Genomic DNA, 15,044 nt, shown 5'->3' with positions numbered 1-15,044 from the left:
ACACGCAATATTGACCATGATTCAGCTAATTTGCGGCAAAATGGCGTTAAATGCAGGCCCTGCCGTAAAGCAATGTTCGGTGGCGAACGTTGCGCGATTTGACGCAGGCGGTACACTACTGGTTTTACCGACAGCGGCTCGCCCGTTTTTTCTGCATGCTAGCTATCCTCGAACGCATTGACCCCAACTCCAGCAATATCGATTTGCTGGTGGAATTATTCAACTCACTGCGTCCCAAGCGCTCCCACGACAGCGCGACCGCGATTGCCAACGTGCGCACCCTGCGCCAGCTTCTCAAAGGTAACCCCGCGCAAGCGCGCGCCCTGCACGAATACGTGCTGCGCGTGCTGGCCGCGCGCCGTCACGCCAGCCTGTACACCGACATCGGCGTGCTGTCGAACAGCGGTTTCTTCACGGAATTGAAACGCCGCATCGCCTACCGCATGCTGCCACCCGCCCTCGGCGACGAGTACCTGAACGACGCGCTCGACCAGGTGCTGTACCTGAAAACCGATTATTTGTGGATCAGCAATGTGCCCGCCACGGACTGGCTGGAACTGTTCGACGTGCTGACCAGCGACGAGATCGAACTGGCCGTCGGCGATGGCAATATCATGCTGCCAGGCATGCTCGACGCCATCCGCACCCTGTCCTACCGGGTCTGCGCCATGGGCCTGGAGCCGGAACTGACGCGTTTCCACAGCGAAATCGAAGTGTTCCAGTCGCCATTCATGGTGCAGAACACGGAAGTGAACGCCTACCTGGACGCCTACACGAATCTGCTGCACGGCAACATCGAGCACATCGAAGACGCGCGCCACCTGCTGGTGATGCTGGACCAGTGCGACGCCGTCATCGCCAAGATCCGCAAGAAGGCGCTGTACCAGGGCACCAGCATTCCCCTCACGTATTTATTGGTGGCCTTGGCGCAAAGCATCGAGCGCTTGCGCAAGCTGCTGTTCCTCGTCGACACGAGCGGCGAGCTGCCTGCCTCCAACAACGTGGACATCGCCGCCATCACGGTCGATGCCACGCAAGACTTGCTGTACCCGCAGCCCGTCAGCCGCCGCCGCGCGGGCGCTGTCGGATTGGCGCTGGAACTGATACGCGCGCACAACCACAAGTACAAGGTCAGCGACCTGTTTTCCGACAATATCAACTTGTTGGCGCGCAATGTGACGGAAAACGCCAGCCGCACGGGCGAGCACTACATCGCGGAAAACCGCCGCGAAATGGGCGCCATGTTCCTCTCGTCCGCGGGCGCGGGCGTGATCATCGGCTTCATGGCCCTGTTCAAGATATTGATGTCCTACCTGCGCTCGGCGCCGCTGGTCGAAGCCTTCATGTTCAGCATGAATTACTCGATCGGCTTCATGTTCATCCACTTGCTGCATTTCACGGTGGCCACCAAGCAGCCGGCCATGACGGCGTCGCGCATCGCCGCCGGCCTGCACAGCAAGGATGGCAGGAATATCGACCTCGACAGCATGGCGGAACTGATCAACAAGGTCTTCCGCACGCAAAACATGGCCGTGCTGGGCAACCTGGCCACCGCCATCCCCACGGCGTGGCTGATCGCGCTCGGCTACAAGGCGATTACGGGACACAACCTGGTGACGCCCGAGAAGGCCATGCATTTGCTGCACGATATCGACCCCATCGGCAGCCCCGCCATCTTCTACGCCATGATCGCCGGCGTATGCCTGTTCGTGGCCGGCCTGATTTCCGGCTACTATGACAACCAGGCCCTGTACACGCGCTGGGCGCAGCGCATCGCGCAATTGCGCGGCCTGGGCCGCGTGATTGGCCAGGAACGCTTGCAGCGGCTGGGCATGTACCTGGAAAACAACCTGGGCGGGCTGATGGGTAACTTCTATTTCGGTATCCTGCTCGGTTCCATCGGCACCCTGGGCTTTTTGATCGGCTTGCCTATCGACATCCGCCACATCACCTTCTCGGCCGCCAACTTCGCCACGGCCCTCGTGGGCCTGGACCACAACATGAGCTGGCAACTGGCCGTCAAGTCGCTGTCGGGCATCTTCGCCATCGGCACGGCCAACCTGCTGGTCAGCTTCGGCCTGGCCCTGTGGGTGGCTCTGCGTTCGCGCCAGGTACGCTTCAAGCACGGCATGCAGTTGTTGAAGATACTGGGCAAGCGCTTCCTGAGGTCGCCCATCGTCTTCTTCTTCGGTTCAAAAAACCCGCCGCCACTGGCACTGGCCGATGATTCGGCAAACCTGTCACCCACCACCAAGGCTCAAAAATGACCGCTCGGCGCATGCAACCCTGCCTCACCGCCCTACTGCTGTGCTGGACCCTGGCTGCATGCGCCTCGCTGCCCAATGTCAAGAACCTCAACACCACCCTGGAGCCGGTGGCCAAGCCCAAGGTGATCACGGGCAAGGGCGCCGTGCTGAACGTCAACAGCCGCGCCGCCCTGCTCAACAAGCGCTGGGCCAAGTCCGGCATGGACTTGAAAACCCAGGCGGCGCTGGAAGAGGCGGCTACGGGCGTGCCTTTGATCAAGGGCAACAAGGTGACCCTGCTGTTTGACGGCCCGCAAACCATGGCCGCCATGTTTCAGGCCATCAGCGAAGCGAAAAACAGCATCAACCTGGAAACGTATATCTTCGACCAGGATCCGCTGGGCCTCAAATTTGCCGACATGCTGATCGAAAAGCAGCAATCGGGCGTGACGGTCAACGTCATCTACGACAGCGTGGGCACCCTCGGCGTGCCGCAAGCGTTCTTTGACCGCATGCGCGCGGCCGGCGTGCACCTGGTGGCCTTCAACCCCGTCAATCCCGCCAAGCTCAAGGGCGACGACTGGAAGATCAATAACCGCGACCACCGCAAGGTGCTGATCGTCGACGGCAAGATGGCATTTACGGGCGGCATCAATATCAGCGATACCTATGCGAAAAGCTCGCTGTTCCGCTCGAAATCGAAACCCACCGACAAGAAGGACGTGGGCTGGCGCGATACCCATGTGAAGGTCGAAGGCCCGGCCGTGGCCGCCTTCCAGTGGCTGTTCATCCGCACCTGGGCTCAGCAAGACCAGGCCGACTTGCCGGACGCCAATTATTTCCCGACCTTGTCGGAAGTGGGCGACAAGCTGGTGCGCGTGGTGGCCAGCGAGCCGGAGGGCGGCTTCGAGATCTACAAGGCGTATATCCTGGCCATCCAGGAAGCCAAGAAATCCATCCACATCACGTCCGCCTATTTCGTGCCCGACCAGCAGACGGTCGACGCCCTGATCGCGGCCGCGAAACGGGGCGTGGACGTCACCGTCGTGCTACCGGGCGTGTCCGACAGCGGCCTCGTATTCCATGCGGGACACGCGCTGTACGACCAGCTGCTGGCCGGCGGCATCCGCATCTTCCACTTGAAACTGGCCGTGCTGCACGCCAAGACGGCCGTCATCGACGGCGCCTGGTCGACAGTGGGCTCGACCAACATCGACATGCGCAGCTTCCTGCATAACAGCGAGCTGAACGTGATCGTGCTGGGCGACAGCTTCGGCAGGGAGATGGAAAACGCCTTCCAGGAAGACTTGCGCGACTCGGAAGAAATCACCAGAGCGAAATGGGAAACGCGGCCGATTGCCGACCGCATGAAGGAGTGGGCGGCCCGCTTCATGAACTACTGGCTGTAGCGGAGTAGCCATCAAAAAGTCCAGGGCGTTGTTGCATTGCCTCGCCGTACTATTCGTACTGTCTTCGGCAACGCGCCTAGCCCTGGCCATTTTGCCGGCCACTCGACGACAGGTGCAGGTCGGCGTAGGTCGGATTAGCGCAGCGTAATCCGACATCACCACAGCTATTACCAAAGCCAACAATAGCGTCCGATTACGCGGGGCCTTGCCCCGCTCATCCGACCTACAGCGGCCGCAAGCTGGCCCACACCCCGCCCTGGCGCTCGAACGCTTCCGTGCTGACCTTTTCAAAGTCGGCGCTGTCCTCATTCCAGCTGTAGCGCTCGACGCGAATACAACTATTTTCCACGCGCAGCACGTTGAAGGAGTTCGACTCGCCCCGGCCCCGCGTGGACGTGGCCGTGCCCGCCTGCACCATCAGGGCAGCGTAGCCGGCGATCTTGTAGCGCTCAGCCGTGTTGCCCGCCACACTGGCGTGCAAGTGCCCGGCCAGCAGCAAATCCACGCCGCATTCGGAAAACATTTGCAGCGCCTGCGGGGCGCGGTCCACCAGATCATCCTCGTCGAAGTGCTCGGGCAAGTCAAATGGATGGTGCGTGACGATGATGCGCGTCAAACCGGGCGGCAAACTGCCCAGGCGTTCACGCAGGAAATCGATCTGCTCGTGGCTGATGCGGCCATCCTTGAACGTCATCGAGCGGGCCGTATTGATGCCCAGCACGGCGATTTCCTCATCCACATATTCGGGCGACAAATCGTCCGTCACATGGCGCCGGTACTTCACCAGCGGCGTCAGGAAGCGGGAAACGACGTTGTAGAGTGGCACGTCATGGTTGCCCGGCACGACGATCTGCGGCCCCGGCAAGCTGTCGAGAAAATGCCGTGCTTCCTGGAACTGGGCGCTGCGGGCGCGCTGCGTGAGGTCGCCCGAGACCACCACCACGTCCGGTTCCAGGCGCTCGACGAGCGCGCGCAGGGGCGCCAGCAGGTCAGCATCGACCCTGCCAAAATGCAAGTCGGACAAATGCACGATGGTACGCATGGCGTTCTCCTAGCTGGCTGCGGGTACGGGCGCCGGCACGATCACATCGAGCGCGGCCGTGCGGATGCGGTAATGCAGCGGCGTATTCATGACGGTCACTTCGCCATCGGTGGCCACGCGCAGGCGGCGGTGTTGCGTGGCAATCTCCAGGTCAGTGGCCGTCAACACGTCGAAATCCTTGGCTTGCGACAACTTGCCAAACAGCGCGTGCAAGGCCAGCTTCAGCAAGCCCAGGCGGCCCGGACGCTGCGCCACGTACAAGCTCAGCTGGCCGCCATCGAGCCGTTCGCGCTCGCCGATATTCAAGCCTTCCATCAGGTATTCATTATTGCCGATGAAGACGAAAGGCGTGCGCCGCGCATGCACGGCGTCGTTGAGTTTCAATTGCACGCTGAGGAATGGGTAGCGGCGCAGCGCGGCCACCAGCGCCCAGCTGAAGGCCAGCCACTTGCCCCGTCCCAGCCGGCGCTGCTGCTTTTCGCGGTCGCGCACGATATCGGGATACAGGCCCAGGCTGGAATTGTTCAGGAAGATGCGGCCATTGACTTCGCCCACGTCGACCTGGTGCCGCACGCCCTGCGCTACATTGGCAATGGCCGCATCAAGGTCGAGCGGGATATTCAAATCCTTGGCGAAATGGTTCAGCGTGCCCAGCGGCAAGACACCAAACGGCGTGCCGCTGCCGACAACGACGGATGCGACGGCATTGATGGTGCCGTCGCCGCCACCGGCCACGACGATGGGCGCGCCATCGCGCAGGGCTTGCTCGGCCGTGGCGATCATGTCGGCGCCGCTTTGCGCCAGGGTGATGGCGGCGTCGAGTCCCACGGCGGCAAAAGCCGCTTCGAGCTGCTGCGCCCAGTCGGGCGCATAGCCGCAACCGGCGCCCGCATTGATGATGACTGCAATCTTGCTCAGGATCGTACCCCTTATTTGGTTTGCCGGATATGCCGGCGGCGGCGCAGGGTCGACACGCCGGCGATGCAGATGGCCAGCCAGCCATAGCTTTCCGCCATGGCCGCCAGCACATCGCTCAGGTAATGCGCGCCCAGGTAAATGCGGCTGAAGCCCACGAGTGACGCCATCAGGAAAGCACCCAGCGCAATGGCGATGCGCTTGCCCCACGCGCCCGGTGCCGTCTGGCAAATCAGGTAGGCGGCCAGCAAGCCGTACAGGGCTGTCGAGGTGGCCGTATGGCCACTGGGAAAGCTGTACGTGCTCAGGGCCGTCTGCAAGATGGGCTCGTCAAAGCTGGGCCGCGCGCGGACAAAAATGTACTTTAGCAGCAGGTTCAAAAACATGACGCCCGGCATGGTGATGACCAGGGTAAACAGCCAGTAATCGGCGCCCTTGCGGTGCAGATACCATCCCAGCAAGACGGCCAGGGTGATGGCGCCGATCACGCCATGCATGTGCGTGACGACCAGCAGGCAGCTGGTGATCCACGGCACGGCATGCTGGTTGAACCAGTGCGCCACCTGCAAGTCGATCACCGTGATCCGGGCCATGCCCATAACGGCTTCGGCGATTTCGTGAAACACCACGATGGCCACCAGCATCAACGCCACGCCCACCGTCATATGCAGGCCCAGCTCGCCTTCGGGCGACAGGCGCGCCTCGACGAAGCGGCGCAGTTTCGTGGTCCAGCCCGTGGTCATGCCCATGTCATTTTTCTCTTGCAAACTCATCTCTCTTTCATGTTCCTGGTGCTGATCAAAAAAACCACACCAGTAAAAAAATACTGTTTATTCATACAGTAGCTGTGTATTCATACAGTACTTATGCTATTCTGATGACTCGTTCAACACATCTCCCTCAAAGGAATTGTCATGGCAACATTGAATAGCGGTTTTGGCTCACGGTTCGGCCTGGAATACGCCCCAAGCTCTTTCCTCGTCCGCATGGGCAAGCGCGAAATCCTCGTCTGCCGCGACTTCCGCAAGCGCTACTACACCGTCAATCCCTTGATCGAGTGCGGTACGGGCATCGAGCCGGGCTATGTTGAAGTGCTGCTGATGCGCCGTTGGCTCCTCATTTTATCCAAGGCACATTAAGAATGACTTTAAAACAAGGTGTTCGCACCCTGTTATCAAGTCAGCTCCGTCCGGCCACGCCGGGAACGCCTCAGTACCGGCCAGCGGCACGCTGACCGACCCCTCACTACTGTGTGCGTTCCGGCGCGGCCGGGCTGGCAGGTGTTTCGGCAGCTGTACCGGCCAGTGCGTCGGCACCTGCGTCGGCAGCTATGCTGGAAGGCATGTTGGCAGGCGGTACGTTGTCAGTCGCATTCGCTTCGTACCACAGTGTAACGAACAGCACCATCACGACGGGACCGATGAACAGGCCCACGAGACCCAGGGTTTCCACGCCGCCCAGGATGCCGAACAGCACGGCCAGGAAGGGCAAGCGGGTAGCGTTGCCGATCATGCCGGGGCGCACGAAGTGGTCGGCCACAAACAGCACGATGGTGCCCCACACGGCCACGCCGATGGCGGCGCCCACATTGCCCTGGAAGACCAGCAAGGCGGCCGCGCACAGGTAAGCGAGCGGCGCGCCGAACGGGATGATGGCCAGGATGCCCGTGGCAAAAGCCCACAGGGCAGGCGACGGCAAGCCGGCAACCGCATAGGCGATGCCGATCAGCACGCCTTCGGCCAGGCCCACCAGTACCAGGCCGTTGACGGTGGCGCGGATGGCCGTGGGGATCTTTTGCGCATACCGGCCCCACCGTTCGGGACGCAAAAAATGGCTGCCGACGGCCGTGATCTGGCGCGTCAGCGCTTCGCCATCCTTGTAAAAGAAAAACAGGCATAAAAACGCCAGGCCGAAGTCGACCAGGCGATGGAACACGTCCGCCCCCAGCACCTTGAGCATGTCGCGCGCGGAATGAAAGCCGCCCACGGCGCTGCCCGCAAAGAAGTGGCCCAGGCCGTGCGGCTGGCTCAGGGTGGCCAGCCACCAGTCGCCGATGGCGCTGCCGGCCAGCGGAATATGCGCCACCCAGTGCGGCACGGGCAAGCCGTCGGCATTCGCATGCACGATGAAATTGGCCAGCACGGGCACTTCGCGCGCCGCCTGCGCCACGCCGAACAGCACGGGAATGATGAAGATGCAGGCGAACGCCAGGGTCAGCACGGCTGCCGCGACGATGGTGCGCTGGCCCAGCGCCGCGCGCACGCGCAGGTACAAGGGCCAGGTAGCCACGCACAGGATGCCGGCCCACACGAGCGGCAAAAAGAAACGCTGCATGACGAAGGCCGTCACGGCGATCAAGGCCAGGGAAAAGCCTGCGCTGACAATATCGCGCTGGGTATCGTTCATGCCACTCCATTCGTGCCCGGCGCCACAAGCCGCCGGTTTCGCTACGCGCCAGTTGCGCAGGCGTAGCGTAACACGGTGGCATTCCCATTTACACGAGCCCCAGCTCCGCCGGTTTCACGCCGGCAAACACGTGATCGAGCTGCGCCGAGGTCAAGCCGAACGTGCGGCGCAGCAAGCCGCCCAGCACGGCCCGGTATTCATTCAGCACGGGCATGTCGCGGTTCTGGAACAACGTCGCCTGCGCAATCGCCACTTGCTCGCCCGCCACCTGCTTGCCTTTGATGCCGCCGCCCAGCACCCAGAACACGCTGCCGTGGCCATGGTCCGTGCCGCGGTTGCCGTTTTCGCGGAAGGTGCGGCCAAATTCGCTGACCACCACCACCACGGTATGGCGCCAAGCGCTGCCCATTTCCTGCGAAAACGCTGACAGCCCCCGTCCCAGCTCATCGAAGCGCCCCGCCAGGTAGCCGCTGGCGCCGCCCTGCCCCACGTGCGTATCCCAGCCGCCCACATCGACGAAGCCGATGTTGTATTTATCCTTCATCAAACGGGCGATGCGCTGCGCCTCCAGTTCAAAGCCCTTGGTACTGATGGCGTTGCGGTTGGCCGCCTGCATCTCCCCCGTCAACTCCTTCGTCACGTCGTCGCGCACGACAAAGCCCGCGCTGACGGGTTGCTGCAGGGGCGTACCCCGGTACATGGCGGCGATGATCTGGCTTTGACGCGCATCAATGCCGGACTTGCCCACCGAGCGCAGCGCCATGTTCGGCACTTGCACGCCGCCCTGGAAGATCAGCGGCAGCTGGTCCGTGAAGGCGATGGCGGGATTGAGCGGATTGGCCTTGCTGCCATTCAAGGTCTGTACCAGGCGGTTCAGGAAACCCGAACGGAAGTCGCGGCGCGTGTTGATCTCTTGCCCCAGCTCGATCGTGTCCTGCGTTTCAAAATGGCTGCGCGTCAAATCCGTCGTGCCCGCAAACGGGATGAAGGCCGCCTCGCCGCCCGTGAACATGGGGTAGATGGTCTCGCGCAAGGCTGGATGCAAGGCCCAGTCAGCGTTCAAGGCCAGCGCGCCGTTTTCCTCACCCGGTTTCGCAATGGCGATATTCGGCCGCGCCGCATAGTAAAAATCGCTGCCGACCGGCACCAGCAAGTTGTTCGCATCATAGCCGCCGCGCAAAAAGACGAACAGCAGCTTCGCATCCGTGGCCGGTGCTGCCAGCAGACTGCCCGCATGGGTCAGCAAGGGTGCGGCGGCCAGGGCTTTTAACAAGTCACGACGATTCATGGCAATCCTCCGGTTTCAACTTAGCGGTGCATCATTTCGGGTGACGAGAGCAGGAAGGTATTCCACTCCTGCGGCGAGGCGGCCTGTTCCAGGGCCAGCCGCGTGGCCGGACTCAGGGCTGGCTGCAGCGACTGGTAATACAGGGCGCTGGCCAGTTGCGGGAAGGCCACTTTTTCCTGCGGCTGCGGGCCATCCGTCTTGAACAGGCCGGCGCTGCCCGAGCCGATGGTGCGGGCGATATCGAAACGCGTCGTCATCTGGCCGGGGCTGGCCCAGGAGGCGTCCGCCAGCGGATAGCCGTCCGGCGTCTGGCGTCCGTACAGGGGCTGGCCCATGCGCGAGAGCCAGCTCAGCATGGGGCCCGCGTTCAGGATGGGCTTGTCGTCATAGCTGAGGCGCACGGCCGACACCACATAATGCATGGGGTCCTTGAATTTCTTGCCCAGCGACTGCTTGAACTCCGGGCTGCTGAACATGGTTTGCAACACGTCGGCGATCATGCCATCGCCCTGCTGGAAGGTGGCGGCCATGCGCGCCACCAGCGGTGCGGGCGGATTGTCGCCGACGAAATACTGGGCCAGCTTGCCGCTGATGAAATGCGCGGTGGCCGGACTGCGGCTGAGGCGGTCCAGCGCTTCATCGAGCTCGGCCAATCCCCTTCCCTTCACCGTTTGCCCCAGGAATTGCTTATCGCCGTAATCGTGGCGGTTCGGATTGAATTCAAACAAGCCCCGGCGCACGTATTGCGATTGCAGCGCCGGTTTCACCTTCGGCGTGTCCGCGCCCAAATTCACGCCAACGCCCGTCAGGATGCGCGCCAGTTCCTGCACATCCGCTTGGCTGTAGCCGCCGTTGACGCCCAGGGTGTGCAGCTCCATCAGCTCGCGCGCATAGTTTTCATTGATGCGCTTGGCGGCGTTGGCTTCATTGTCCAGGTAGCGCAGCATGGCCGGATGGTGGACGGTGGCGCCCAGCAAGTCGCGAAATTTCCCCAGCGCGTGCGGCGCGATGGCGTTCGCCTCGTAATCGCCGACCATGGCGCGCAAGTTGTGCTTGCCCTGGTGCACACTGAAATGGTTGAGCCAAAACCAGCTCAGTTGCTGCTGCAGCTGGTTCGGTGAATACACATCGAGCAACAGCGAACGCGTGGCCGCCTCGCGCGCCAGGCGGTTCAGTTCCTGCTGGTACTCCTTTTGCGCCTGCTGCTTCGCCATGTCGTCCATGACACCGGCCGACTCCTTGCGCTTTTGCTCCATAGAAAGCACCAATTGATCGAGCGGCACCTGGCTGATGGTCATGGCGTCGATTTGCGCGGCGATGGCCGGCGGCAAGGCCGCTTTTCCTGGATGCAACTGCGCCTGCAAATAAGCGTTCCAGCCTTGCGCCTGCACCTGGCGCACGCTGCCCCCGTTCACGCCCCAGCTGATCCGTTCCAGCATGGCGATGTCCTGCGTGGAACTGGTTTGCGCGCGATGACCGGCCGGGACGGCAGGTTCGGTTGCGGCGCAGCCGGCCAGCAACAGCAGGGAAATCAAGGTCGTCGGCAATAATCGGTGTGGGGTCATGGCGGTCCTTCAAGCGGTTTCATGCAGAATGCTTGAGGGTACGCCCAGGTTGACCTGCGCATGATTGCCATTTGCAACGAGTTGTAATCAAGCAGGATTACTCATTAACCAACTTCTCGCGGGTACGGGTACATGAGCAGTGAATAATCTCGGATAAAATATTATCGGGAGAATGGCGTATTGCAATGGCAGCTGCGTATTTTCTCTTGAACCAGACATTATCCATACAAAAGTCATATTGAAAATAGATGAAAATATTGTTTATCGCTGCATTCGGAATGTTATCGCTGATTCAAACACCATCCTCCTTCGGGGAAAATCTCAACGGGAAAACGCTGTATGTGCAGAGATGCGCCGTGTGCCATGGAGCAGAGATCAAGGGAACCGGGCCATTGGCGAATAAAAGCAATCCTCCCACGCCGGACCTGACCACCGCCGCTTTCAAAAAACGCCTGAAAGATTATCCGGGCGTGATTGTATCGTCGGTCATACTGCGTCCGAATGGCGATTTGATTCCAAAGACCTTGAAAGAGAATGGCGTCAAGATCGCGCCATATGCCTGGCGGGTGAAGGATTTTCGCGATTTGAATCAATACATGAGTGACGTGATTCTAAAAAATCGATGAAATCAGGCTGAGCGGCGGGAACATCGCAAATGAGCAATCCACCGTCAATCATGCTGTTTCAATAGCTCAGCACATTGGTCGCGCAGGAAATCGCGCAGCTGCAGCACCAGCGGCGTCACCTGCGCCCGGTGCGTGCAGACCAAGTGCAAGGGCGTGGCTTCGCCCGCCACGCCGGGCAACAGCGCTTGCAGACGGCCGGCGGCCAGGTCGCCCGCCACGTCGAGCCGTGATTTGTAGGCGATGCCCAGCCCCGCCACGGCCCAGCGCCGCACTAGGTCGGCGTCGTCGGCGCTGCGGTTGCCGCTCACGGACACCGTCACTTGCTCGCGCTGGGGCAGGCGGTAAAAGGTCCAGCGGTCGTGCAAGCCGTCTTCCAGCGCAAAGCGCAGGCAATTACGTTGCGACAAATCTTCCAGCGCCAGCAGGGGGCCATGTTCGCGCAGGTAGGCGGGCGACGCCACCAGCACCCGGTCGTTGGCGGGCGCGATCGGCATGGCGACCATGCTCGAATCGTCTTGCTGGCCATAGCGGATGGCCACGTCGACTTGCTGGCGCACCATGTCGGCCACCCGGTCGCTGACGCTGAGCTGATAGTGCAGTTTCGGATGGCGCGACTGGAATTCGTCCAGCCAGCCCAGCATCAGGTTGCGGCCCAGGTCGGAGGGCATGGCAATTTTCAAGGTTCCGCCGAAACTGTCCTTGCCGGCCAGCAGCGCATCGTGGCCTGCGCGCAGCAGGCGCAAGGCTTCCCGCGCGTGTTCCAGGTATTGCGTGCCTTCCGCCGTCAGGCTCAGCGAACGCGTCGTGCGGGCCAGCAAACGCAAGCCCAGCTCCCCTTCCAGGCGCTTGACGGCGGCGCTGGCCAGCGCGGGCGAAATGCCGATCTCGCGCGCGGCCGCCGACAAACTGCCCCGGTCGGCCGTGCGCACAAACACCTGCAAGTCATCGAGTCGCAGCAATTTTCAGCATTCCTTTGAAAGTGTTTCGGTACGTACCCTCTTTTTCCCTGGCGAGAAAATGGCCATGATACGTCATCAAGCCTGTATGGCGTAGGTCGGATTAGGTCCGAAGGACCGTAATCCGACAACATTGTTGGCGTGGCCGATGGTGGTGTCGGATTACGCGCGGTACAGCCGCGCTAATCCGACCTACCCGACTCCATCACTGTTTTACCAAAGGAAGAATATGAAAGCCATCGCCTACCACCACAGCCTGCCCATCACGGATGTCGACGCCCTGCTCGACATCGAGCTGCCCGTGCCCGTCGCCACGGGGCGCGACCTGCTCGTCGCAGTCAAGGCCATTTCCGTCAATCCCGTCGACACCAAGGTGCGCAAGAACCGCGCGCCGAAAGAGGGCCAGCCGGAAGTGCTGGGCTGGGATGCAGCCGGCGTCGTCACGGCCGTCGGCCCAGACGTGACCCTGTTCCAGGTGGGAGATAAAGTCTGGTACGCGGGCGCCATCAACCGCCCCGGCAGCAACAGCGAATTCCAGCTGGTCGACGAGCGCATCGTCGGCCACATGCCCGCCAGCCTCGATTTCGCTCCGGCCGCCGCCCTGCCCTTGACCGCCATTACGGCCTGGGAACTGCTGTTCGACCGCCTGCAGCTCAGCCGCGACAGGAATCTGACAGGCAAGTCCCTGCTGGTGATCGGCGCGGCCGGCGGCGTCGGCTCCGTGCTGGTGCAGCTGGCGCGGCAGTTGACAGGAGTCACCATCATCGGCACGGCCTCCCGCGCGGAAACGGCGGACTGGGTGATGGAATTGGGCGCCCACCACGTGATCGACCACAGCCTGCCGCTGGCACAGGAGATCACACGCCTGGGCTTGCCGCCCGTCGATTATGTGATCAGCCTGAACCAGACCGACAAGCATTTCGAGCAGATCGTGGAACTGATCGCGCCGCAGGGCAAGTTCGCCCTGATCGACGACCCCGAGCACATCGACGTGCGCAAGTTCAAGGGCAAGAGCGTGTCCCTGCACTGGGAACTGATGTTTACCCGATCGCTGTTCCAGACGGCCGACATGGTCAAGCAGCATGATCTACTGGAAGAGCTGGCGCAGCTGGTCGATGCCGGCACCATCAAGACGACTCTGGCCGAACGCTTCGGCACGATCAACGCGGCGAATTTGAAGCGCGCGCATGCCCTGCTGGAAAGCAATACGGCAAAAGGGAAGATTGTGCTGGAAGGTTTCCAGTAATCAGGTAATCAGGTAATCAGGTAATCAGGTAATCAGGATAGCCCGGAAATCATTGACGTTCGTCAATGTCGGGCCCGTGATCACGGCGTCTCCCAGCGCCTGGAAGAAGCCGTGGCCATCGTTGTTGTCGAGGCTGTCGCGTGGCTTGATGCCCAGCGCCCAGGCGCGCCGCAGGGTGTCGGGCGCCAGATACGCGCCAGCGATGTCTTCCTGGCCATCGACGCCATCCGTGTCGCCGGCCAGCGCGTGAATGCCCTCGTGGCCATCGAGCGCGATGCCCAGCGCCAGCAGGAATTCCACATTGCGCCCGCCGCGGCCGTTGCCGCGCACGGTGACCGTCGTTTCGCCGCCCGACAACAGCACGCACGGAGCGGGAAACGGCTGGCCCCGCACGGCCGTTTGCAGCGCGATGCCGGCCATGACTTTCCCCACGTCGCGCGCCTCGCCTTCCAGGCTGTCGCCCAATATATACGGCGTGACGCCGGCCGCGCGCGCCACGCTAGCGGCCGCTTCGAGCGCCATCTGCGGCGTGGCGACCAGGGTCGTGTGCGTGCGCGCCAGGCGTGGATCGTCGGGTTTCACGGATTCGCCGCGCCCGCTTTCCAGCGTTTTGCGTATGCTTTCCGGCAAGTCCATGCCATAGCGGCGCACGATGGCCAGCGCGTCCTCGCACGTAGTGGCGTCGCCCACCGTGGGGCCGGAAGCGATGTCGCCCAGCTTGTCGCCAGGCACGTCGGAAATGGCCAACGTCACCACTTGGGCCGGATGGCAGGCGGCCGCCAAGCGACCGCCCTTGATGGCGGACAAGTGCCGGCGCACGCAATTCATTTCGCCGATGGTGGCGCCCGACGCCAGCAGCGCGCGGTTCAGCGCCTGCTTGTCTTCCAGGCTGATGCCATCCAAAGGCAGTGCCAGCAGGGACGAGCCGCCGCCCGAGATCAGGCACAGCACCGTGTCATCAAGCTGCAAATTGGCGACCAGCGCGAGCATGCGCCGCGCCGCGTCCATGCCGGGCGCATCCGGCACGGGGTGCGACGCTTCGACGATCTCGATGCGCTCGCACGGCACGGCATAGCCATAGCGCGTGACGACGAGGCCCGACAGCGGCCCCGGCCAGTGCCGCTCCACGGCTTGCGCCATGGCGGCCGACGCCTTGCCGGCGCCAATGACGATCAAACGCCCCTTGGGCGCCGGCGGTAGATGGGGCGGTATGCAGTGCGATGGCTGGGCCGCTTCGATGGCGGCCTGGAACATGGCTTGCAGCAAGGCGCGTGGCACTGGGGTGGTCGTCATTTTGTTTCCTCCGGGATCCGGTCCCGATCATAGCAGGGCCGGCGACCTGGCA

13 protein-coding genes are annotated in these 15,044 nt (G+C 62.3%); 5 read left to right on the top strand and 8 right to left on the bottom strand.

Going from position 1 to position 15,044, the window contains the following annotated elements:
• Positions 1 to 155: 155 nt before the first annotated feature.
• Together IGS58_RS21360 and cls are read left to right on the top strand one after the other, a co-directional pair.
• The gene (locus tag IGS58_RS21360; RefSeq protein WP_230522638.1) at positions 156 to 2,267 is read left to right on the top strand and encodes a site-specific recombinase; all 2,112 of its coding nucleotides are present in this window, start codon (positions 156 to 158) and stop codon (positions 2,265 to 2,267) included.
• 11 nt (positions 2,268 to 2,278) lie between these two features.
• The gene (gene cls / locus IGS58_RS21355; RefSeq protein WP_370385374.1) at positions 2,279 to 3,655 is read left to right on the top strand and encodes a cardiolipin synthase; all 1,377 of its coding nucleotides are present in this window, start codon (positions 2,279 to 2,281) and stop codon (positions 3,653 to 3,655) included.
• A gap of 223 nt (positions 3,656 to 3,878) precedes the next feature.
• Here the strand turns inward: cls and IGS58_RS21350 are convergent, their stop codons facing one another.
• The 3 genes from IGS58_RS21350 to IGS58_RS21340 are packed head-to-tail and all read right to left on the bottom strand — an operon-like array spanning position 3,879 to position 6,385.
• Positions 3,879 to 4,697, bottom strand: a complete 819-nt coding sequence (locus tag IGS58_RS21350) for a metallophosphoesterase family protein (protein WP_034786361.1) — start codon at positions 4,695 to 4,697, stop codon at positions 3,879 to 3,881.
• A 9-nt stretch (positions 4,698 to 4,706) separates the two neighbouring features.
• Positions 4,707 to 5,615, bottom strand: coding sequence for a diacylglycerol/lipid kinase family protein (locus IGS58_RS21345; RefSeq protein ID WP_092612656.1), 909 nt, complete (start codon positions 5,613 to 5,615; stop codon positions 4,707 to 4,709).
• Positions 5,616 to 5,626: 11 nt separating this feature from the next.
• Positions 5,627 to 6,385, bottom strand: coding sequence for a phosphatase PAP2 family protein (locus tag IGS58_RS21340; protein ID WP_230522637.1), 759 nt, complete (start codon positions 6,383 to 6,385; stop codon positions 5,627 to 5,629).
• Between the two features lie 141 nt (positions 6,386 to 6,526).
• Between IGS58_RS21340 and IGS58_RS21335 the strand changes: the two genes are divergently transcribed.
• Positions 6,527 to 6,751: a hypothetical protein gene (locus IGS58_RS21335; protein WP_010396348.1), complete on the top strand. Its 225-nt coding sequence runs from the start codon at positions 6,527 to 6,529 to the stop codon at positions 6,749 to 6,751.
• Positions 6,752 to 6,857: 106 nt separating this feature from the next.
• Here IGS58_RS21335 and IGS58_RS21330 read toward each other — a convergent pair whose 3' ends face one another.
• The 3 genes from IGS58_RS21330 to IGS58_RS21320 form a co-directional block, all read right to left on the bottom strand.
• The gene (locus IGS58_RS21330) at positions 6,858 to 8,018 is read right to left on the bottom strand and encodes an AI-2E family transporter (RefSeq protein WP_230522636.1); all 1,161 of its coding nucleotides are present in this window, start codon (positions 8,016 to 8,018) and stop codon (positions 6,858 to 6,860) included.
• Between the two features lie 88 nt (positions 8,019 to 8,106).
• Positions 8,107 to 9,306: a DUF1501 domain-containing protein gene (locus tag IGS58_RS21325; protein WP_230522635.1), complete on the bottom strand. Its 1,200-nt coding sequence runs from the start codon at positions 9,304 to 9,306 to the stop codon at positions 8,107 to 8,109.
• A 20-nt stretch (positions 9,307 to 9,326) separates the two neighbouring features.
• Positions 9,327 to 10,871, bottom strand: coding sequence for a DUF1800 domain-containing protein (locus tag IGS58_RS21320; protein WP_230522634.1), 1,545 nt, complete (start codon positions 10,869 to 10,871; stop codon positions 9,327 to 9,329).
• A 248-nt stretch (positions 10,872 to 11,119) separates the two neighbouring features.
• Here IGS58_RS21320 and IGS58_RS21315 point away from each other — a divergent pair, with 248 nt between their 5' ends.
• Positions 11,120 to 11,497, top strand: coding sequence for a c-type cytochrome (locus tag IGS58_RS21315; protein ID WP_034786364.1), 378 nt, complete (start codon positions 11,120 to 11,122; stop codon positions 11,495 to 11,497).
• A gap of 44 nt (positions 11,498 to 11,541) precedes the next feature.
• Here IGS58_RS21315 and IGS58_RS21310 read toward each other — a convergent pair whose 3' ends face one another.
• The gene (locus IGS58_RS21310) at positions 11,542 to 12,456 is read right to left on the bottom strand and encodes a LysR family transcriptional regulator (protein WP_034786365.1); all 915 of its coding nucleotides are present in this window, start codon (positions 12,454 to 12,456) and stop codon (positions 11,542 to 11,544) included.
• Positions 12,457 to 12,682: 226 nt separating this feature from the next.
• On the opposite strand from IGS58_RS21310, the gene IGS58_RS21305 reads away from it, so the two are divergent.
• The gene (locus tag IGS58_RS21305; RefSeq protein ID WP_230522633.1) at positions 12,683 to 13,699 is read left to right on the top strand and encodes a zinc-binding alcohol dehydrogenase family protein; all 1,017 of its coding nucleotides are present in this window, start codon (positions 12,683 to 12,685) and stop codon (positions 13,697 to 13,699) included.
• 24 nt (positions 13,700 to 13,723) lie between these two features.
• On the opposite strand, the gene IGS58_RS21300 is transcribed toward IGS58_RS21305, so the two are convergent.
• On the bottom strand, positions 13,724 to 14,992 hold the full coding sequence (locus IGS58_RS21300; protein ID WP_230522632.1) for a glycerate kinase type-2 family protein: 1,269 nt from the start codon (positions 14,990 to 14,992) through the stop codon (positions 13,724 to 13,726).
• Between the last annotated feature and the right edge of the window lie 52 nt (positions 14,993 to 15,044).

Source organism: Janthinobacterium sp. EB271-G4-7A, from assembly GCF_020858075.1.
Lineage (GTDB): Bacteria > Pseudomonadota > Gammaproteobacteria > Burkholderiales > Burkholderiaceae_D > Janthinobacterium > Janthinobacterium lividum.
Note: the sequence above shows the minus strand (reverse complement) of the source record. Positions and strands in the feature narration are given on the sequence as shown.

Coding starts and splice junctions, on each gene's coding strand:
- IGS58_RS21360 (WP_230522638.1), top strand. CDS start 156: ATGCTAGCTATCCTCGAACGCATTGACCCCAACTCCAGCAATATCGAT.
- cls (WP_370385374.1), top strand. CDS start 2,279: ATGCAACCCTGCCTCACCGCCCTACTGCTGTGCTGGACCCTGGCTGCA.
- IGS58_RS21350 (WP_034786361.1), bottom strand. CDS start 4,697: ATGCGTACCATCGTGCATTTGTCCGACTTGCATTTTGGCAGGGTCGAT.
- IGS58_RS21340 (WP_230522637.1), bottom strand. CDS start 6,385: ATGAGTTTGCAAGAGAAAAATGACATGGGCATGACCACGGGCTGGACC.
- IGS58_RS21335 (WP_010396348.1), top strand. CDS start 6,527: ATGGCAACATTGAATAGCGGTTTTGGCTCACGGTTCGGCCTGGAATAC.
- IGS58_RS21330 (WP_230522636.1), bottom strand. CDS start 8,018: ATGAACGATACCCAGCGCGATATTGTCAGCGCAGGCTTTTCCCTGGCC.
- IGS58_RS21325 (WP_230522635.1), bottom strand. CDS start 9,306: ATGAATCGTCGTGACTTGTTAAAAGCCCTGGCCGCCGCACCCTTGCTG.
- IGS58_RS21320 (WP_230522634.1), bottom strand. CDS start 10,871: ATGACCCCACACCGATTATTGCCGACGACCTTGATTTCCCTGCTGTTG.
- IGS58_RS21315 (WP_034786364.1), top strand. CDS start 11,120: ATGAAAATATTGTTTATCGCTGCATTCGGAATGTTATCGCTGATTCAA.
- IGS58_RS21305 (WP_230522633.1), top strand. CDS start 12,683: ATGAAAGCCATCGCCTACCACCACAGCCTGCCCATCACGGATGTCGAC.
- IGS58_RS21300 (WP_230522632.1), bottom strand. CDS start 14,992: ATGACGACCACCCCAGTGCCACGCGCCTTGCTGCAAGCCATGTTCCAG.